The 19,643-nt window shown below is 47.5% G+C and carries 20 protein-coding genes and 1 pseudogene; 10 read left to right on the plus strand and 11 right to left on the minus strand.

Going from position 1 to position 19,643, the window contains the following annotated elements:
* Nucleotides 1–495 precede the first annotated feature (495 nt).
* A complete protein-coding gene (locus tag QUA47_RS13820) occupies nucleotides 496–1,611 on the plus strand; it encodes an SDR family NAD(P)-dependent oxidoreductase (RefSeq protein ID WP_333431155.1) in 1,116 nt (371 codons plus the stop codon).
* Between the two features lie 157 nt (nucleotides 1,612–1,768).
* On the opposite strand, the gene QUA47_RS13825 is transcribed toward QUA47_RS13820, so the two are convergent.
* On the minus strand, nucleotides 1,769–2,176 hold the full coding sequence (locus tag QUA47_RS13825; protein WP_333431156.1) for an ester cyclase: 408 nt from the start codon (nucleotides 2,174–2,176) through the stop codon (nucleotides 1,769–1,771).
* 178 nt (nucleotides 2,177–2,354) lie between these two features.
* Here QUA47_RS13825 and QUA47_RS13830 point away from each other — a divergent pair, with 178 nt between their 5' ends.
* Nucleotides 2,355–2,600, plus strand: coding sequence for a hypothetical protein (locus QUA47_RS13830; protein WP_199300869.1), 246 nt, complete (start codon nucleotides 2,355–2,357; stop codon nucleotides 2,598–2,600).
* On the opposite strand, the gene QUA47_RS13835 is transcribed toward QUA47_RS13830, so the two are convergent.
* A complete protein-coding gene (locus QUA47_RS13835; RefSeq protein WP_333431157.1) occupies nucleotides 2,597–3,337 on the minus strand; it encodes a uracil-DNA glycosylase family protein in 741 nt (246 codons plus the stop codon). The two genes, QUA47_RS13830 and QUA47_RS13835, sit on opposite strands and share 4 nt — an antisense overlap.
* Nucleotides 3,338–3,730: 393 nt before the next feature.
* Between QUA47_RS13835 and QUA47_RS13840 the strand changes: the two genes are divergently transcribed.
* Both QUA47_RS13840 and QUA47_RS13845 read left to right on the plus strand, forming a co-directional pair.
* Nucleotides 3,731–4,753, plus strand: a complete 1,023-nt coding sequence (locus QUA47_RS13840) for an NADP-dependent oxidoreductase (RefSeq protein WP_333431158.1) — start codon at nucleotides 3,731–3,733, stop codon at nucleotides 4,751–4,753.
* A 228-nt stretch (nucleotides 4,754–4,981) separates the two neighbouring features.
* Nucleotides 4,982–5,944: an aldo/keto reductase gene (locus tag QUA47_RS13845; RefSeq protein ID WP_333431159.1), complete on the plus strand. Its 963-nt coding sequence runs from the start codon at nucleotides 4,982–4,984 to the stop codon at nucleotides 5,942–5,944.
* A 108-nt stretch (nucleotides 5,945–6,052) separates the two neighbouring features.
* On the opposite strand, the gene QUA47_RS13850 is transcribed toward QUA47_RS13845, so the two are convergent.
* Both QUA47_RS13850 and QUA47_RS31000 read right to left on the minus strand, forming a co-directional pair.
* Nucleotides 6,053–6,751: a PHB depolymerase family esterase gene (locus tag QUA47_RS13850; RefSeq protein WP_333431160.1), complete on the minus strand. Its 699-nt coding sequence runs from the start codon at nucleotides 6,749–6,751 to the stop codon at nucleotides 6,053–6,055.
* Nucleotides 6,752–7,128: 377 nt separating this feature from the next.
* A complete protein-coding gene (locus tag QUA47_RS31000; protein ID WP_445302512.1) occupies nucleotides 7,129–7,338 on the minus strand; it encodes a PIN-like domain-containing protein in 210 nt (69 codons plus the stop codon).
* 530 nt (nucleotides 7,339–7,868) lie between these two features.
* On the opposite strand from QUA47_RS31000, the gene QUA47_RS13855 reads away from it, so the two are divergent.
* The 3 genes from QUA47_RS13855 to QUA47_RS13865 all read left to right on the plus strand — a co-directional run bounded on the left by QUA47_RS13855 (nucleotide 7,869) and on the right by QUA47_RS13865 (nucleotide 9,221).
* The gene (locus QUA47_RS13855; RefSeq protein WP_333431161.1) at nucleotides 7,869–8,018 is read left to right on the plus strand and encodes a hypothetical protein; all 150 of its coding nucleotides are present in this window, start codon (nucleotides 7,869–7,871) and stop codon (nucleotides 8,016–8,018) included.
* A 430-nt stretch (nucleotides 8,019–8,448) separates the two neighbouring features.
* On the plus strand, nucleotides 8,449–8,667 hold the full coding sequence (locus tag QUA47_RS13860) for a chlorophyll a/b-binding protein (protein ID WP_190655924.1): 219 nt from the start codon (nucleotides 8,449–8,451) through the stop codon (nucleotides 8,665–8,667).
* Nucleotides 8,668–8,765: 98 nt separating this feature from the next.
* Nucleotides 8,766–9,221, plus strand: a complete 456-nt coding sequence (locus tag QUA47_RS13865; RefSeq protein WP_333431162.1) for a DUF4383 domain-containing protein — start codon at nucleotides 8,766–8,768, stop codon at nucleotides 9,219–9,221.
* Between the two features lie 513 nt (nucleotides 9,222–9,734).
* Here QUA47_RS13865 and QUA47_RS13870 read toward each other — a convergent pair.
* On the minus strand, nucleotides 9,735–10,724 hold the full coding sequence (locus QUA47_RS13870) for a hypothetical protein (RefSeq protein ID WP_333405669.1): 990 nt from the start codon (nucleotides 10,722–10,724) through the stop codon (nucleotides 9,735–9,737).
* 229 nt (nucleotides 10,725–10,953) lie between these two features.
* Entirely contained in the window at nucleotides 10,954–11,931 is a 978-nt protein-coding gene (gene holA / locus QUA47_RS13875) for a DNA polymerase III subunit delta (RefSeq protein ID WP_333431163.1), read from the minus strand.
* A 176-nt stretch (nucleotides 11,932–12,107) separates the two neighbouring features.
* Here holA and QUA47_RS13880 point away from each other — a divergent pair, with 176 nt between their 5' ends.
* Entirely contained in the window at nucleotides 12,108–12,848 is a 741-nt protein-coding gene (locus QUA47_RS13880) for a DUF1868 domain-containing protein (RefSeq protein ID WP_190655984.1), read from the plus strand.
* A 264-nt stretch (nucleotides 12,849–13,112) separates the two neighbouring features.
* On the plus strand, nucleotides 13,113–14,417 hold the full coding sequence (cbiE, locus tag QUA47_RS13885; RefSeq protein WP_333431164.1) for a precorrin-6y C5,15-methyltransferase (decarboxylating) subunit CbiE: 1,305 nt from the start codon (nucleotides 13,113–13,115) through the stop codon (nucleotides 14,415–14,417).
* A 31-nt stretch (nucleotides 14,418–14,448) separates the two neighbouring features.
* On the opposite strand, the gene QUA47_RS13890 is transcribed toward cbiE, so the two are convergent.
* The 4 genes from QUA47_RS13890 to QUA47_RS13905 form a co-directional block, all read right to left on the minus strand.
* Nucleotides 14,449–15,333, minus strand: a complete 885-nt coding sequence (locus QUA47_RS13890; RefSeq protein WP_333431165.1) for a CPBP family glutamic-type intramembrane protease — start codon at nucleotides 15,331–15,333, stop codon at nucleotides 14,449–14,451.
* A gap of 99 nt (nucleotides 15,334–15,432) precedes the next feature.
* Nucleotides 15,433–16,473, minus strand: a complete 1,041-nt coding sequence (gene lpxD / locus QUA47_RS13895; RefSeq protein ID WP_333431166.1) for a UDP-3-O-(3-hydroxymyristoyl)glucosamine N-acyltransferase — start codon at nucleotides 16,471–16,473, stop codon at nucleotides 15,433–15,435.
* Nucleotides 16,474–16,616: 143 nt separating this feature from the next.
* A complete protein-coding gene (locus QUA47_RS13900) occupies nucleotides 16,617–16,934 on the minus strand; it encodes a YkvA family protein (protein ID WP_333213666.1) in 318 nt (105 codons plus the stop codon).
* 422 nt (nucleotides 16,935–17,356) lie between these two features.
* Entirely contained in the window at nucleotides 17,357–18,472 is a 1,116-nt protein-coding gene (locus QUA47_RS13905) for an SPFH domain-containing protein (protein WP_333431167.1), read from the minus strand.
* Nucleotides 18,473–18,791: 319 nt separating this feature from the next.
* Here QUA47_RS13905 and QUA47_RS13910 point away from each other — a divergent pair, with 319 nt between their 5' ends.
* Nucleotides 18,792–19,151: a hypothetical protein gene (locus QUA47_RS13910; RefSeq protein ID WP_333431168.1), complete on the plus strand. Its 360-nt coding sequence runs from the start codon at nucleotides 18,792–18,794 to the stop codon at nucleotides 19,149–19,151.
* 154 nt (nucleotides 19,152–19,305) lie between these two features.
* Here the strand turns inward: QUA47_RS13910 and QUA47_RS13915 are convergent.
* Nucleotides 19,306–19,566 (minus strand): annotated as a pseudogene (locus tag QUA47_RS13915) (IS630 family transposase); the annotation flags it as partial.
* Between the last annotated feature and the right edge of the window lie 77 nt (nucleotides 19,567–19,643).

Below are 19,643 nucleotides of genomic sequence, written 5' to 3' on the forward strand. Positions count from 1 at the left end.
AGGGGGGAACTGATTGTGCAATAAGAGAATAGCTTTTTAGCTCCCGCACTCTAGTAGGTGGCGATCGCCATAACAGCAGCTTCTAAACAGAAGTTCTCCCTTGAGGGCAGCTTCTGTTTAGAATAAAAAAGTATGGCTAACAACTTAAAGCGAAGAGGTAGATAGGTATTGCTAATTTTAGCCATAAATTTTTTACCCCACCCCAGCCCTCCCCTTACCAAGGGGAGGGAGTAAGAAATTCACAAATGATTTAGGATTGCTATATTAGACACAGCATTAGCTCAAATATGACAACCTCTTAGTCAGAGGAGAGCAGAAGTTTAAGGTTTTAGTATAGCAATCCTTGCAGGAGTCGTAAATTTTTTACCCCACCCCAACCCTCCCCTTAGTAAGGGAAGGGAGTAAGAAATTCACAAATGATTTAGGATTGCTAGATCAGGTTCAGGTAATAAGGTAGACTGCGCTTCACAATACATCAGCATTTGAGTTTTAATCATGAATTTCTATATAGATTATCAGAATCCTCTTATTCTTTTGGCAGTTGGCGTGGGCGCTTTGCTCGTCGTGCTTTGGGTGGTGCGATCGTGGCGCGAACGTCAATACGATCTCACAGGCAAGACGGTGCTGCTTACGGGTGGTTCTCGCGGACTTGGTTTGGTTATGGCACGCCAGTTGGTGCAGCAAGGAGCGCGTTTGGCAATTTGTGCCCGCGATCGCGCAGAACTCGAAAGGGCGCGTGTCGAGCTGGAGCAGTGCGGTGGAGAGGTGCTGACTGTTCCCTGTGATGTCACCGATCGCTCCCAGGTTGACCAGATGGTGCAGCAGGTGCGCGATCGCTTCGGTCAGATCGACATCCTCATTAACAACGCAGGCACCGACCTTGTGGGGCCAATGGACGTATTGACGATCGAGGACTATGACGATTTGATGAAGCTGCATTTCTGGGCACCGCTATACACTACTTATGCGGTTTTCCCGGAAATGCGTCAACGACAGGCTGGACGCATCGTTAATATCTCTTCCATCGGCGGCAAGGTAGTTTCTCCGCATATGTTGGCGTATTGCGCCAGCAAATTTGCCTTAACCGGTTTGTCGGAAGGGATGCGGACAGAACTGGCAAAGGACGGGATTGCTGTCACAACGGTATGTCCCGGTTTCATCCGCACGGGCGTGATAGACCACGCTATGTTCAAAGGTCAGCACCGCAAGGAGTTTACCTGGTTCAGCATTGCTGATTCCTTGCCTTTAATCTCGACGAGTGCCGAAAAGGTTGCTCGTGAGACGATTGCGGGATTTCGACGGGGTGATGCAGAGGTAATTGTGCCACTTTGGACTTGGTTTAGTGCCAGACTCTATGCTCTTTTTCCAGGGCTTTCTACCACTGCGATCGGTTGGTTAAATCGGTTGTTACCTGGAACAGGTGGCATTGGTACTGAACGCGCTTTTGGAAAAGACAGCCACTCATCTTTATCGCCTTCGCTGTTAACTTTTTTGAGTGACAAAGCCGCACGGCAAAATAATGAGATGGGGAGCCAAGAGCAACCGGATGGCGATCGAATTGCTGAGCGATCGACCTACGGATCGTCTTTGTCCGACGGTGAGGATGGGTGACGGGCAACGCCAATGCCTTGCCAATCATCCTGAGTATCAAGATATTCAGTGATGCCACGCCCAATAATCCCTGTTCCACCGAATACTGCCAGCTTCTGCATCGCTTTGACTGCTTGTTTTCGCGATCGTTACCATAAACAGTATTAGATGAAGTTCATTATCCAAGGTTCATACCGAGTTGGCGGGCTTGGGATGCAGCATCACGAGCACCCCAACGGCGCTGAATCTTCCCATCAAGCAGAGTGAACCATTCCATCGCCACAAGTTCAAATGATTTACCCGTTGGCTCCTGCCCTCGGAAGGAACCGACAAACGATCCACGCTCAGTGTAACGCACTGCAACTGTATCGCCCTCCGCAATAATTTCCTCCACAGTCAAATTGATTGCGAACGCCTCGTGAAGCTCCTTCCAAATCGGCATAGCCTTAGCCAATTTACCCCACCCTAAAACGCCTTGAATTAATGCGTCTGGAGTAAAAAGCTCCTGAAGTGCTTCTAAATCACCTCGGTTGAATGCCTCAACGTACTTCAATACAACTTGTTTATTCGATTCGATCGTGGTCATAATCTTTCAGTTAAATGTATTGCAAATTAGGTTCGGTAATGCTCTCTAATTATGTCTGATGAAAGATGTTGAGCTAGCGATCATCAACTTCAATCATTAGTAAGCTTGTTGAGATGATTGTCCAGCCTGGTACAGCACTAATCCATGCTCAACGCATTGGAAGAAATAAGAATCATCAATGCCTAATTCAATTAACCAACAAATCTTACTCAAAAGCCGCCCAGTTGGGGAACCAAAAGAGAGTGATTTCGCCTTAGTCGAAACCCTAATCCCAGAACCAGGGGAAGGCGAAGTTCTCAACCGCACGATTTACCTGTCCCTTGACCCCTATATGCGCGGACATATGAGCGATCGAGCATCTTATGCTTCTGCGGTAGAATTGGGTTCCGTGATGGAAAGGATTTTGCTTTTGTATTTGGACTAACGTAAAAATGCACGTAAGCTTTCAAGTTCATCATATTTTAGACAATTAGCAAATTTTTTAATACCAAACGCACTTGGGTGAGGAAGGAAAGTAATCAGCTTTTCTCGACCACCGATCGCTATCGGTCCGAACAGAGAAACATCTTTAGGGATATTGAACTCATCTTGCATTGCCTTTTTTGCCCGCTCTCCCAGTACTACAACAACCCGTGCTGCTGCCATTTGCAAGACTTTTTGCAAGTAACTCTGAACGCACTGGTTTTGCGCCTCTTTGACACCAATTTCCTTTACTGACTTACAATGCACTATTTCAGTAATTGCATAGTCAATTCCAGGAGTGACATTACGCTGAAACAGCTCGGCAGCCCTTTGTCGAACCGCACTCCAAAAGTTAACACCACCACTATACGTTCCATCTTTTTGTAGCGATTTTATGCCATCTTTAATCCCTACCTTGCGTCCACCACCAAAGCGATTATTGAAGAAATCATCAATGGCATCATCTGACCATGACCAACGTGGATAGTCTTCAACTGAACTAATGGACGGATTGGAGCTTAGAAATAAGATAGGAGCTTGTTCTATACATCCGCTCCACGGTTCAGGTACTTGGTATTCGTTCAGGGTAGAAGATGATTGGGAAAAAACAATCTCACGACATGGATGGTCAACTGATGGATTTTGAATACAAAAATTTACGTGAGGACAGTGAGCAATCTCATTTAACAATGTTGTCATAAATTTCCTAAAAAAATAGTTTTAATTGTTTCATTGTTGAACGGTTAAATAGCAACCTTTTTGAGAGGTGACTTGGAGCTGGTGCCCATCACCACGCAACTGTCCAACTGTCGGATAGCCGTTCTAATAATCTAGTACCTCTAGGATTTTTACTTCAGGTAGATGATGAAGCTTGCGTACAATTTCTTCAATCAATGCTTCCATAGTTCGTCCTGTCGTAAATATTGAACGTATTGCCGATCGCGTTCGGTAATGCTCTCTAATTATGTCTGATGAAAGATGTTGAGCCAGTGATTATCAACTGCAATCGTTAGTAGGCTTGTTAAGATGATTGTCCAGCTTAGTATAGCACTAATCGATGCTCCACCCATTGGAAAAAAATAGGAACCATCAATGCCTAATTCAATTAACCAACAAATCTTACTCAAAAGCCGCCCAGTTGGCGAACCCAAAGAGAGTGATTTCGCCCTAGTCGAAACCCCAATCCCAGAACCAGGGGAAGGCGAAGTTCTCAACCGCACGATTTACCTGTCCCTCGACCCCTATATGCGCGGACGCATGAGCGACGATCGCGAATCTTATACTTCTCCGGCAGAATTGGGTTCCGTGATGGTCGGTGGCACAGTCAGCCAAGTGGTGAAATCGAACCATCCCCAATTCTCAGCCGGAGATTTTGTGCTGGGTTATGACGGCTGGCAAGCTTATGGCGTATCGAAAGGCGAAACGTTGCGTAAGCTTGACCCCAATCAAGCACCCATCTCCTATGCGTTGGGCATAACGGGGATGCCTGGAATGACGGCATATTTTGCGCTGCTTGATATTGGGCAACCACAAGCAGGCGAAACGGTTGTTGTTTCTGCTGCCTCTGGCGCAGTCGGTTCTGTAGCGGGACAAATTGCCAAGCTCAAAGGCTGCCGGGTGGTGGGGGTGGCTGGGAATGAGGCGAAATGCGATTACGTAGTGAAAGAATTAGGGTTTGATGCCTGTATTAACCGCAAAACTCAAGACCTCAGTTCAGCACTGAAAGCTGCTTGTCCTAACCGAATCGATGTTTACTTTGACAATACGGCGGGTCCAATTTTAGAAGCCGTGTTGCAGCAGATTAATCTTGGGGCAAGAATACCAGTGGTTGGTTTAATCTCGCAGTACAACGCAGAAACTCCTCCTCCTGGCCCTAATTTGATGCCATTGTTGGTTAAACGAGCGTTAATTAAAGGTTTTCTTGTGGGAGATTACCAACACCGTCAGGCAGAGTTTGTAAACGATGTTTCTAAGTGGTTGCAGGAAGGGAAGCTCAAGTATAAAGAAGACGTTGTAGATGGTTTGGAAAATGCTCCCCACGCCTTCATTGGTTTACTGCAGGGGAAAAACTTTGGCAAGCTGATTGTTAAGGTAAGTGACGATCCAACGCGATGAGCGTGGATTATGAATCAGTTGAGATGCCCGACTTCTTAGAGAAGTCGGGCATCTCCTCTTCACGATCGATCGCATAACGCATCAACTCAACCGTGTACCTCACACCTCCTAAATTGCCAATACTCAGTTTTAGTGTGTCTCTAGCAAGATGTTGTAAACGTTTCCCTGCGTTTGAATTTGCTCATAGCTATATGCACTTAAGCAATAGCTGCAAAACAAGGAGAACAGATGTCAGAAAGTACGTCAAACTCAGAAATGGTATACCGAACTCTTGGCAGCACAGGAGAGAGGGTTTCTGCGATCGGATTGGGTGGTTGGCACATCGGATTGAAGTATGTTGATGAGCAACTGGGTATCCGGATTGTTCGCACTGCGATCGACCGCGGCATCACCTTTATGGATAACAGTTGGGATTACAACGGTGGAGCCAGCGAGATTCGCATGGGGAAAGCTCTCCGCGATGGCTACCGAGACAAAGTATTCCTGATGACGAAAATTGACGGTCGCTCCAAGAAAGAAGCCGCAAGACAGCTAGACGAATCACTGCAACGCCTGCAAGTTGATTGCATCGATCTCGTCCAGCACCACGAAATCCTCCGGTTCGAGGACCCGCATCGAGTTTTCGACCCAGAAGGGGCAAATGCTGCCTTAATTGAGGCGCGGGAAGCTGGCAAACTCCGATATATTGGCTTCACCGGACACAAAGACCCCCAGATTCATCTGCATATGCTGGAAGTTGCAGCTAGTTATGGGTTTAAATTTGATGCAGCTCAGTTGCCGCTGAATGTGATGGATGCACACTACCGAAGCTTTGCGAAGCTGGTTGTGCCAGAACTGGTTAAACAGGACATCGGCATTCTTGGCATGAAAAGCATGGCAAACGGGATTTTGTTACGGTCAAATACGGTAACGCCAATTGAGTGTCTGCACTATGCGCTGAATCTACCTACATCGGTTGTGATTACGGGAATTGACAGCATGGAGATTCTCGATCAAGCGTTTGAGGCGGTGCGGACGTTCCAGCCAATGAATGACGAGCAGGTGCGATCGCTGTTAGCAAAAACGGCAGAAGCAGCATCACGCGGCGAGTTTGAGCCATTCAAAACCTCATCAATTTTCGACAGCACTGCCCAGAATCTAGATTGGCTGGGAGAGGAACCACAGCGCATTCAGCAACTGATGCCAACGTGATCGAGAGAGGCTTTTCCAAACTGAAGCAGGTGCTGATGATGTCGAATCCTACTGTGCCTTTTGTGTTCATTGAGAATTGACAAATTTAGATTCTACGAGAATAGCCTGCTATGCCGTGAACCAGTCCAGTGCGGAGTCTATAATCGCAGGGGGAATTGTGTGGGGGCCGTCGAACTCCCGATAAACCACATCGTAGCCAGCACCCCGCACCTGTGGCACTATCTTACGGCTACAAGGATCGATCGGTAAAACAGAGTCTCGCGTGCCGTGCGAGATGAACAGACGCGGTTCGCCAACCTGTGAAGCTGGTGCCATAAACCCCGGCGAGAACGCTATGACATGGCTGAACAAGTCGCCGTTGGTGATGCCGACACTTAGGGCATAGGAAGCCCCGTCCGAGAAGCCCTCGATCGCAATGCGGGTAGGGTCTACAGCGTAGCGGCTGAACGTCTGCGCCAGCGCCTGGTCAATCAAGGCGATATCGGGGCCGTACCCACCGACGAGCACATCCCACGTCTGGCGGCGCGAGGCAGGTGCCAGCAGGATGAGTCCAGTGGCATCGGCAAGGTTTTGGAACGGAGTCAGACCGCCGCGTGCGTCGCCGCCTGCGCCGTGCAGCATCACCACCAGTGGTGCGGGTCGGGAAGCTTGGTAATTTTTAGGCACGTAGAGGAGTCCGTCGCGCTTGGTCGAAAGTCCTAAAGGTTGCAGACCGCTTGGTGCCGTTCCCGTAGGCTGCGTTGGTCGTGCCAGCAGGCGTCCGTTCATAGATGCCTGATCCTGATTTTGTGGTTTGTCTGTTCTCATTGATGTAATTCTCTCCATAGAGTTGGTGGTACAGGCCGATCCAATCGCCCCAGTGATGCCTACCAAAAACATTCCAAGTAGGTGCCTTCGGCTTAATCGCGAACCGATGTCGGTTTTCTGCTTTAGCATGATGCCCTTGCTTCTCCTGTTGTGAACAGTGAATTTTTCTCCCGGCACCAATGAGAGCAAATGACATCTTGCACTAGATAAGCAAAATGTTCTCGATTAGCCATAGTGAGCGTTCCTTGTAAGGTAAAAAAGGAAGGTGCTTTCGGGGGTATGCCGGAAGGCAAGAAACTGCGATCGCAAGCTGATCTGAAAAGATGAAAATAAATAACGGTTGGTTGATTAGCTTTCAGGTAATCGGCGACTATAACCTAGAGGCGATTTTGTTGATATTCATAAGTCGTTTGATAGGGTATCCAAACTTGCTTCTTCAGGCGATTAAGAATTTCAAAAAATCTCTCTCGCGTGGCGGTAGCAAATCGCCCACAAACTGGAAGTCTCGATGCTCCCCAAACCAAGCCCGCCTGTGCGGACTCAATTTGGCCTGGGTCGGCAGGCTTTGTTGAATAGAAGCGAAACAACTTCTGCCCCCTCCATGTTGACGAAGCCTGCGCGTTGGCGTTAGCCTCGCGTTAGCGATAGCGCATAGGGGTAAGGGGGCTTAGCGTAGCCGCGATTTCCTTTTCTCCTAGTATTTTGCAGTCCAAATAATGAGTCGGAAATGTTATTAAAAGTTAGATAACGATGGCTCTTGGCTCTACCTAATAAGATTAACAGCTCGTGCTTTTTACAACGTCCTTCTCAGGTAGGATCGTAAAGCAAAGGCGACTGTATTCGTTTTTTCAAAGTGGCTTTATAATAGGTTGTGTCCTCAGTAGGATGAGGTGACAATGGTAATCGAGATAGTGTTAAGAAGAAAAGAATTGCTCAGTAAGAGTTTAAGCTTGAGTACGTTGAATGCAGGTTGAAGCAAAAGCCTTGAAACTCAGGCTTTCGATAAGTATTTCACCGCACTTGTGGCTGATGGTGATAGGTTCTGAAGTCAGTGGAAGTGGAAGGGGAGAGATTGATACCGCAGTAATTGTTTAACTGATTTACGGAGAAATTAGAAATGAGTAGCGTATCCATGCCTAATCAAGCACTTGAGCCAAATCAAGAAGTTAACGCATCTCAACAGGCTCAACTTTTTGCACCCGCAAATGCGGGTGAAAAGGCTGTTTTAGATGCCAACATTACCGCAGGAACCAGCACAAACCCATAGGGAGAAGCGATCGCTCATCCCATCGCCTCCAATTTCTCATCCGCAACCGAACAGGTGAGACCAAAACTGTTGGATCTTCAACCATTGCAGGCTCTTATTCGGCAGATGGGGAGCAGACGGAAAAAGGTGTCCTTAATCTTCACCACAATCCAGACGTACCCGCTAGCGATGCTCAAGGAATGCTACCCCATACTGACGCAATTAAACTTCCAATCGATTCTAAAGTCAATCATCAAGAGTAAGAGTTCGGGATTGCCTCGCCTATATTGTCTGTAAACAAGGATACTTTTTTATGCTCATTATTAACAGTTGAGCCTTACCAATCCAATCTTTAGATATAGAGAGAATTTAAGTCTAATGGTAGACCATACCAGTAAATATACTCGATACCATGAAATCGAAACAGAATAGTTAAAAACTACTCACCACTATGAAGACTTCAACGAAGAGTTCAACAATCAATACCGATCAAGTCCCTACGATCGCTCCGGCTTATAACGGTGCCGATCGCAATGCCTGGATTTTTGGTTGGAACCCGCAGCAAGAGCTATGGAACGGTCGTCTAGCAATGCTTGGTTTTGTCGCCTATCTTCTTTGGGATATGGCTGGTTATAGCGTTCTTCGAGATGTACTCCACCTCGCTCGCTAGGAGTTGAATGGTCAGTTACAAGCTGTTTGTGTTTCTCTAACAGCAGTAAAACACTTGTTTAGTCCACACGAAAAATTTTTGAAAATCAAAATACTGCCATGCAAACATCAACATCTTCAAATTCCTCAATTCGTTACGGTGCTCTGAGTCTAGGTCTCCTTTTCTTGTTACTTGGCGTAGCTGGATTTGTGCCTGCTTTTTTCACTCCCTCTGAGAACTTTACCTCCGTACCAGGCTTTGGCTATATATTCGGGGTATTCCCCACCAACTATTTTCATAATGCAATTGGCATTTTAGTGGGTGTTTGGGGAATTGCGGCATTTACTAGCTTAAGCGGAGCCATTGTGTTCAATCGCATCTTCGCTATCCTTTATGCAGCAGGTGCAATCTTAGGATTGCTGCCATTTGCAAATACCTTGTTCGGGCTTACACCACTTTTTGGAAATAATATCTGGCTCAATGCCCTTACTGCTGCCGTCGCTTTTTACTACGGATTTGTGAAGTCAGGAGAAATCAGTATGCAGAGTCCATCGAGTGTTCAAGCTAGCGTGTAACTCGAAGAGTTTCTCGAAGTAGAGAAAGGGTTCTCATGCTTAGCGGTGGAAATTATTTCATCTGCGCTCCTTGGCACTTATTATAGGATGCAAAAGTAGTCTTTGTAAGACTACTTTTTTTATGCCTACATACAGCGAATTTTGCGGAGTGGGTTTGTGTCTGATCGGTGCTAGTTGCAACATACCCGATCGCAGTTTACGGTAATGTCCAGACCACTTGGTTTGGGTGTGGTCATACGCCGTGCTGTGCTTCAATTTCGTTGAGCAACATCTCGTCAGAGTAGGACGTTTCCCAAATGAAACTAGAAGGAGATTAAAAACGATTGAAGGAAAAATAATTACAGCTTTTGGAGTTAAAGCAATAGGTCAAGTTAAATAATGACATTTAAATAACATTGAAAAAAGTCAAAAGTAAGAAAGCTTTCCGTAAAAACAAGTTTTTTTACTTTTGGCTTTTGACTTTTGACTTTTAGCAAATCGAGTATTCCACTCAAAACTCAAAACTCAAAACTCTTAAGGCGCTGCTGCCGCCCTGCGGTTGGCAACAATCAGATTAGCCTGATACTCTGCCGCTTTTTGCTGAGCCTTTTGATAGTTCGCGCTGGTTGACGGTACGGCTCTCATGAGCTTAACCGCTTGCTGCCACTCGCTTGCTACTGCGATCCACTCATTTTGAGACTGAGCCTTCTGGGCGGAAATTGCTGCCTTCTGAGCTGTGTTAACCGCTTCCCTCCAAGAGTCAGGCTTAGGCGCGGCGGCTTTTGGTGCAGGAGAAGCTGGAGCTGGGCTTGCTGGCGCAGCAGCAGTGGGAGCGGGTTTTGGTGCAGGGGAGGCTGCCTGTGGGGTGCCTGGAGATGCGGCTGGAGAGGATACAGCGGCTTTAGAAGGGGGAGATGAGGGTTGGGGGGAGGGGGAAGCAGCTTCGGAGGCGATGGGTTCTGGGTTAGAGTCGCCGAATGGGAAAGTTTTAGTAAAGAAAAGCCCTGCGATCGCCGCCAGAGGTACTAAGATACCCACAGGTATTACCCATTTGGGAAATTGTTTTTTCGGAGGCGGGGCTTGATCTTCGTCTTCGTCTTCGTCTTCCTCGTCGTCATCTCGATCGAATTCTCCTTCTTGATAATAGTCTCCGCCTTCGGGCTCGACATCATCTAAACCTACAGAGTCGTCAGGCATTCCACTATCCAAGGGGTAAGGCATGGGCTCGGCAGGCATCAGATCAATTTCATCTTCCCACGCAGGCGATCCGTCACCTGTTCGACGCCCGTAAACCTTTACAGTGTGAATTGATTCGAGTCCCAGCTTCGTCATGCCGGTGCGGATGAAATCGACCAATACCATTTGATCCGGTACTTTGTCTGCCTCCAGAATTATGTGGAGGCAGCCGTTGTCCCGCGTCACATCGGCGTTGATGCCTTTGGGTTTGAGTGTACGGTTGATGCTAGATGCGATCGCGTTTGGATCGCCTTGCTTGAGCAGTTCCCGCGGGTTCTGTTGTGTCATGGGTAGCGCTCTTTTTTGGGGGGGGGTGGAGAGCCGGCAAATAATATTAACCGATCGGCATTCGGCGGACAATATTTATTTACCACATTAACTTCTACTTTGGCATTCTGAGAGTATTTCTAGTATCTATTGACCTTTTGGGCCGCGAGCCGGCATCAAGCACATAGCCGCTATCGAAATTTGTTGTAAAAATTTACAGTAAAGCGCCGCTCCTGTGCCCTGTCGCGCATCAGCGAAACAAGCTAGAAAGTTCTATAACTTTGGTTTGCAGGGTTGAGTTTTCTTCCCGCCCCCGCTTCAAAGAAGCTTCTAAGTCTAGCAGCAAAGGCAAACTTTTTTGCAGTTTTTCTAAGCTGGCGTTCTTGACTTCTTGCCGAAAATAGTATACTCGTTTCGGATTGCCGAGATCTAGAGCTTGAGCAATTTTATCATCGCGATCGCCCGCTTGGATCATTGCCTTTACCCAAAGCCAAATCCGAAACTTACCAGTCAAGCCGGCGACAATCCTCAAACCAGGCTCGCTGCGGCTAGTTAAGCCTGCCAATAAATCCAAAGCGGCGGAGGTATTGCCCTCGCGAATCGCATCGGCTAGCTGGAAGGTATTTTGGGCGTGACAGTGCACCAGTGCGGCAACTTCTTCCGGGTTCAGAGGTTGGCTGCGGTTGCCCGCAAACAGTCGCAATTTTTCGAGTTCGCTGTATAGCCCGCGGGTATCGCTGCCAATGGATTCGGCCAAAAGTTCGATCGCTGTGGCTGTCAATTTTACGTTCATTTCGCCCGCGACTTGGCGCACCCGCTGGGCTAATTCTTTGTCATTCCAAGGCGGAATCGGTGAAAATTCCCGCACTTGGGCGGACTGGACAATTAACTTGGTAGATTTGAGCCGGCTGTCGGGTTTTTTGACGGATGTCAGCAGCAGCACGGTGGTAGGGGGCATCACCGGCAGCGTCCGTTCAAATTGCGCTAACAGTTCTGGAGAACACTGCTGCGTTAAAGTCGTATTTGCCAGCCAGACAAAACGGCTCCCGGTACCGAAGGGCGGCGTTAAGGCTCGATCGAGCCCTTCGACCACAGCGTCGGCGGAATCGGCAATAATCTTGTCATAGTTAAAACTAGCCCAGTTGGGGTCGAGGACTGTTTGGCGCAAACTTGTCACAGCCTGCGCCATCGCAAAGTCGTCTTCCCCCCAAAACAGGTAAATTTGCATGAAAAACGCTCAGTAGCCAAAAAAATCACAGTTGCACGCGAGGCTTGTCCAACATATCCTGAATAGGGCTGTTGGAAGCCCGCGCCATAATATAAAATTTGGTGTGGGAGTATGTCACCGCGAGGAAATCAAGATTGGATGATACTTATCAAGCTTACGTAAATCGGGTGGCGCGAATGACGCTGCTGGACTCCTACAAGTCCCAGGTGGAACACATTCAGGAATCTCCAAAATTTAAGCCCGACGAAGCAGGCCGGAGAGATCCGGTACCTTTTCCAGGTTATTCGGTGATTACGCCCCCTGCGGGGGAAGATGCAGAAAATGCTGCATTTTATAGTAATTTGCACTCGAGCCAACAACGGCTATTGCAGGAAATAGGGGAGGGTGCGATCGTGGCACTGCCTCCTGATAGCTTCCATTTAACCGTAGCCGATTTGATTTGGAGCAGCGCTTTTCGAGATGCCTCTGATAAAAATCCCGAATTTGAGGAGCAACTGCGCTCGCGCATGGCCGATCGTTTTGCCGCCTGCAAACCCTTGGCGGGCGGCGCTCCCATTCGCTGGATAGTGCTGGGGTTGATGGTGATGACTAGAGCTGTGGGTGTTTGTTTGGCACCGACGGACGAAAACTCTTACAAGCAAATTCTGGAGTTTCGCCGATCGATCTATCAAAATCCCGATTTAATGGCTTTGGGAATTGAACAGCAATATCATTTTACGGCACACATTACTCTGGGTTATTTTGGGGACATCGGGCCGAACCTTGACCGCGCTCGCTTGTGCGCTTTGCTGTCAGAGTTAAACGAGCAATGGCTGGACACGCCGCAAGAACTGTCCGTAAACCGAGTGGAACTGCGGAAGTTTGACGACATGACCACCTACCTCCGGCAACCGGACTGGCCTGTGTTTGAGTTTTAACGAAGGAAGAGGGAAGAAGGAAGAAGGAAGAAGGAAGAGGGAAGAGGGAAGAGGATCGATGTGAAGATTTTTTCCATCTCCCACTCTCCCCATCTCCCACTCTCCCACTCTCTCGCCCCCTCTCCCCCTCTCCCCTGTGAAAAGAGTCAGGATATTGCCTATTAAATGCTTTAATTATTTTTGTTTGACAGTAAAGTCAAGGAAAAAATTTATGAAAAACCAGGAAAAATCAGTAATTCTGGTTTTTTACTTTTTGCTTAAAAAGTGACAGTACACGTCGTTGGTATAGGTTTAGATGGAGCTGCTGGGCTGAGCGAATCGGCGCGGCAGGTTGTAGAAATGGCCGCTCTGCTAATAGGGAGCGAGCGCCATTTGAGCTATTTTCCCCAGCACGACGGAGAGCGCTGGGCGTTGGAAGATTTGACCGAAGCAATTCTGGAAATTCGGCGCTGGTGGGCGACTGAACCCGAATTAGAACCCTCTGCGGGGACGGTGGAACCCCGTACTCAACCGATCGTAATTTTAGTGGCCGGTGACCCGCTGTTCTACGGCTGGGGAAAGTTGTTAATTGCCCAATTGCCTGCAGAAGAATTGACTTTTCACCCCCACGTCAGTTCTGTGCAGTTGGCTTTTAACCGCTTGCATATCCCTTGGCAAGACGCTCATTTTGTTGGCTCTCAAGGACGTTATTTTGAGGAACTGACGGCAAAACTCAAACTCGGTGTCGAGAAAATTGCGGTGCTCGCCGACGAAACTCATACTCCGGCGGCCCTGGCAAATTTGGTCAAAGCTCTAGATTTGCCTACACGCTACGAATTTTGGGTTTGCGAGAATTTGGGTGCTGCTGACGAGCGGGTGGGCCTGCGTTCTCTGTCAGCTTTGCTGGGAGAGTCTTTTGCACCGCTGAGCGTGGTTGTGATGCTGCGGGAACCCCCGCCGAGGGCAGAACCTTTGGATTTGGAAAAGTTGCCTTTGTTGGGAATACCGGATGCAGCTTTTATCGGTTGTGGCGACAAGCCGGGTTTGACGGTTGAACGGGAAGTGCGGGTGTTGGTGTTGGCACAATTGGCTTTGCAACCGGGACAAGTTGTCTGGGATGTGGGTGCTGGTAACGGTTCTGTGTCGATCGAAATTGCTCGTTTATTCCCGCAGTCTGAGGTGTACGCGATCGAACAAACGGTTTCTGGTACTTCTGCGATCGAGTTCAACTACGGCCGTTTTGGGCTGCAAAATGTGTTCTCGATTTACGGAACCGCCCCGGAAATCTTGCACCGCTTGCGTCCTCCGCACCGGATTTTTATTGGCGGCAGTGGCGGAGGGTTGACTAAAATTTTGGGCGTTTGCGCGCTGCGGCTGCTTCCTGGAGGCTCGATCGTGCTTGCGTTGGATGCTGTTGAGGATATTGCTACTGTTTTGAGCTGGATGGGCGATCGGGTGCGCCGGGAACCGCACTGGAGTTACCGAATCGTGCAAGTGCAGTTATCGCGTTCTGTGGCTGGGGCGAATTCAACTCGTTTTGATGCGTTGCGGCCTGTTTCGATTGTGACGATCGATCGACGATTAGATTGATGTCGGAATTTTTACCGCTGATTTAAGCTGATTAGCCCTGATTAACGCTGATTTGAGTCAGGAAGAGTAAGGTTGCGGTTGCTAGTAGCAATAAAATGCCGGCTGCACCTGCTAGCGGTTTCGCTGCTATTCCTGTAATCCATTCTGGGGCGCGGCCTGTCGGATTAATTGCGCCTTCTGTATCTACGGTAGTTATACCCCAAATCCAAGCTGCGTGAATGCCGATCGCCAATCCCAAACTACCATTGTCGGCGATGCGGGCTAATGTTAAAACCATCCCCATCAGCCACAATCCTGGCAGTTGCGGTAGAGTTTCTTTGGCGGCCCAAATTAGGTGGGCGATCGCGAAAATAAAACTGGCGATCGCTGCTGCGATTAGCACAGAGTAATCTTGCTGGAGGATTGTTTGCAAGCAGCCGCGAAAGATTAACTCTTCTGTGCCGCTAATCCACAGTGCTAATAACAGAGTCAGCAGACTAGCAGGGCTAAGAATTAAGGCCCAAGGATTAATTTTTTTTTCGCCTGTTTCGGTGGATATTTCCCCGATTTTTAGCTCTATCCAGCCTGCGCTTAATTGCAGACCGAATAAAATTACTAAGCTGATTATTCCTAATCCTAATCCCCGCAGTAATGACATCAAAACTGCGGGTTGCCAATCCAAACCCCAGTTGGCAAAAGATGTGTTTTCGATCCAGCTTGTCGCCCATAGAATGAAGGGGACAATCACGTAGAGGGAAGCTAGTAAAGGTAGTTTTTTGTTCCCCAAGGGTTGGGGTGGATGCCATTTGAGGGCGATCGCCAGCACAATCGCTGCGGGAAGCCACAAAACAATCCAAGTTGAGAAAAACAAGATTATTTTGACAATTGCTGGTATTGACGGCGACATCAATCGCAGGTTGTTTATACTATTCCACATTTAAGGAGTTGCAACTATAATACTGTTGGCTGTTAACTGTTAACTACTGACTACTGACTACTGCCAACTGCCAACTGCCAACTGACAACTGCCAATTGACTACCGATCGAGCTTGCGCTGAATTTGCCTCAGAGACTGGTACATTTCGGGCAAACGGTTGTAAACGGCTGTGGCTTTGAGAAATAGTTTGTGGGGAATTGCTGGAATGCCCGTCACGATCGCCCCTGCTGCAACATCGCTGTGAATTCCGGCTTTAGCAGTGGCGATCGCCCCATCTCCGATTTTGGCTTGATTAGCAATTCCCACTTGACCAGCCAAAATTACATTGTTGCCAATTTTTACTCCGCCGGCCATGCCAACGTGAGCGGCAAAAGCACAATTTTTCCCTACTTGACAGCCATGACCTACGTGTACTAAATTGTCGATTTTTGTATTCTGGCCGATGCGGGTTTCTCCGACAGCGGGCCTGTCGATCGTGCTGTTGCAGCCAACCTCAACGCCCTCTTCTAATACCGTGCAGCCAGACTGCTCCATTTTCACCCATCCTGTGGCTGTCGGCACGAACCCAAAACCTTCGGAACCGATCGCCGCACCGCTGTGAATCACGCAATTTGCCCCGATGCGAGTACGTTCGTGAATGACACAATTAGCGTGTAAAACAGTGCCTTCGCCTATTTCCGCATCTGGGTAAATTACGACATTTGGATGAATGCAAACGTTGCTGCCAATTTTGACTTTTGCTTGGATAACGACGTTGGGGCCGATATAGACATTTTCACCAATTTCTGCTGAGGGGTGAACGACGGCTGAGGGATGAATTTCGGATGCTGGGCGAAACGGTTGATAGAAAATGGCGATCGTTTGAGCAAACAGCAATCGCGGATCTGGTGTGGCAATCCAAGCAATATTGCGATCGTCACATTGAGCTTGGAGACTTTCATCTAAGGGTAAAATTAAAGCCGAAGCATTTGTAGTGGCTGTATGAGCGGCAAATTTAGCACCTTCTATATAACTAATAGTGCCCGATGCAGCTTCATCAACAGGGGCCGCGCTTGTAATTTCTGGATCGGCAGCAACCGACGCTGTGAGGGTGCGACTGGTGGCTAAGTTAAGTTTTTGTACTATTTCGCTAAACTTCATCTATAAAAATTTGTTGTTAGCACAGATGGATCATAGTTAAAAGTACCAGCTTTGGAGCACGATCTGAGCAGTTGGCATTTAAAAAACAAAAACCCCGATTTCTTGAAGAAGTCGGGGTTGTAGCGCTCGATTATTTTTGGCAATTATTTTACAGAAACTGCATCTACGTCAACGGTGCTGCCTTGGGCTTCAGAATAATGGGCACCGGTGGCTTCGGATGCTGAGGCTGTCTCTGTTTGGCGGGATTTAAAGTAGTCGATCGACATTTGCGAAATTTCGGAAATCAGCAAGACAGCAATTGCCACATCGTCAATTTGTCCGATGACTGGCAGGAAATCTGGGGCAATGTCGATCGGGCTTATTAAATATGCCAGCGTTCCCAGAATAATCCACCAGCGGTATTTGGGGTTACGGAGGGTGTCGCGGTACCAGTTGTAAACAGATTGTATAGAAAAGTTCATGGGGTTGTCCTCTACTTATATTTTCAATCTTGACAAATTGTCGCTCGAAATGCTTGTGGAGATATCCCCCCTAGGGTTGGCAAGAGACTTCTACCTGGGAGTATAGGGAATTGGGGAGGGAGAAGTTGTCAAGCTGTGTTGAAAGGGCGGGGACTCTTGACAACGCCCCTACGGAAACCTGACAGATGAAAGCCGATAGAATTAATCTGTGTTTATCAGCGTTTATCTGCGTTTATCTGCGGTTTAAAAAAACATTCATATTGTTGACGGTAGATTCGGAATCTATTACTTGTATATCGTGATTAAAGCAAGTTACTTAGATTGGGATTTTTCAATCACAGATGTCAGCAGATAAACACAGATGAACGCTGATGGGATTCATCTGCGTTTATCTGCTGTTTAAACAAATCTTCATCTATTACTCACGAATTTTGAAAGATCCATTTTTGGTCGCCGATCGCAATTTCGCAGCCATTTGGCAGCCAAAAAGGCTCGTTAGCAGCCAGCCTCTGCCCACCCACAAAAGTGCCGTTGGAACTGCCGCTATCGACAAGCTGATACCGCTGTTTGCCAAGTTCGTCAGTGGCGCGGCGGATTTGAGCGTGGTAGCGCGAACTTTGCGGATCTTGTAATACTAAAGTGTTGGTTGGTTCGCGTCCAATTGTAAAGGGATTGGCCGTTAAAGCGATCGCCTCTCCAGAAAATTTGTAGATTAAATATGCGGTTGTTTTGCGATCACTGCTTGCGAGTACGGTTGGTGCAAGTTGGGGAGGATTTCTCCCAGGAGGGAGACTGTTTTGAGCAAGTTGGTCTGTCAGTCGTTGTAAATCTCGATCGAACCCTGCTGCTGTGTCAGAAGCTGGAAGACTCGCAGGAGAATTACCTGAAATTAAGTTTAACTGCTGTACAGGAGATTGAGGAACAATCGGACGACCGGCTTCGGCAATTCTCATTTGCAGGGCGGCGGCATTTTCTGCTTCCTGTCGGGCACTCATTCCCTCAACTTGGCGAATAACTCCGTTAGTTTCGGGAAAGCTGACATCGCCAATTCGCACGTCTTCTAAGTTAAAACCTAGAGTATAAAAATCTTGGACGCGATCGAGCAAATTTTGGCGCAGCAACAGCCGTCCTTGACTGATAAGCTGTTGTAGGGGTATTTGCCCGATCGCTAATCCCATACAATCCTTAACTGCACTTGCTAAAACAGCTAGAGGATCGGACAATTCCAAAGCTACTCGTTTCGGATCTATAACTTGATAAATAACAGTCAGGGTGGCATCAATTAAAAATCGATCCTTAGATAAAAAATCTCCGTGCGACTGTACCTCCAAATTGCGGAGTTTGGTGTCTACGAGGACAATTTGAGACTGTTCCAGCAGGGGAAGGGCAAAGCTGAAATGTCGCCCGGATTTTAGGGTACGCACGGCGCGGCCGTTTTTGACCAACAGACCCGTGTAACCCGCCCCTATAAAGTCCATACTAAACCCGGCCCAGCGTTCTGGAGTTATCGTTTGAATCAGGGGAGAAGCGTTGTTCATGGGAGGGAGTTGAGGGAGCGAAGATTCTATTTTTAGGGTAACAAATTGCTGGGGGCGAGCGATCGGGCGGTGTGCCGGTTCCGCAACCTCTATTCTATACTTCTGGACTCCCCCCGATTCAGACCGGACTGGATCTAGCTTGCATCTAGTTGATGGTGGGGGCGATGGAAATAGTGTTCGTAGGGTGCGTCCGATCCTTCAAACCTTTTGAAATCGAAAGAATTAATGTCTAACGCACCCTACAATTTGGTTTAACGGTGACTAAAGGTGAGTAATTTATTGGCTATACTTAAGGCATCATGCTAGGAGCGTAAGTCAGATGAATAAGATAGCGATCGCCCTTTCAGATGAGCGACTCCTGAAGTTACAAAAACTCGCCAACGACTTGAATATATCGATAAAAGAGTTAGTTTTAATAGGCATCGAAAACTTACTCGCACAGCCAGAAAGTCTTTCACCCAATACTGCTCAAGATATTCTCAACAAAAATGCTAAAATTTCCCCTGAGATAGTTGACAAGTTTTTTGCACTTGCCTCTGATTGGGATAAAGATGTTGCTGGACTTTCTTCAACTGCCCAAATGTCTCAGCATCCTGCCTATCAGGAAATTATTAGTATGGGAACACAAATCGTGCCGCTGTTGCTATCGGAACTCAAAATAAATCCCCTTTACTGGTGATCGGCGTTGAGTGCAATTACGGGTGAAAATCCCATTAAACCCGAACAAAGGGGAAGGGTAAAACAGATGGCATCAGCTTGGATAGATTGGGGGAGAAATCAAGGCTACGCGATTGAAGAGAATGTATATAGCGTTCCTAATTGAGTTGTGAACACTAACCATACATATAAAGTTTGGGAAATCCAAATATTTGACGATTCAGAAAAAACATAAATAACCTCTTTACTATGGTAAAAGATTGACAGCGATAGGCAAATTTTCTCAAGAGATTCTTTCCTTGTAACCAAATATCTTCTACTGGATTTTGTTCGGGGGCATTCGGGGCAAATAAGATACAATTTATTTGCCATTCTTCGGGAGATTTTCCGTCATTTACTAATTCTAAATATTCTCTTAATTTTTGTGACTTATGATACAATACGGTTCAGTTAAGGCTCAAATAGTGGTAAATTAGGTATGGTGTCCAAAAATGGAGAGCAAGTAAGGTGCATC

Origin of the sequence: Microcoleus sp. MON2_D5 (assembly GCF_036701905.1) — a bacterium.
Classification (GTDB): domain Bacteria; phylum Cyanobacteriota; class Cyanobacteriia; order Cyanobacteriales; family Microcoleaceae; genus Microcoleus.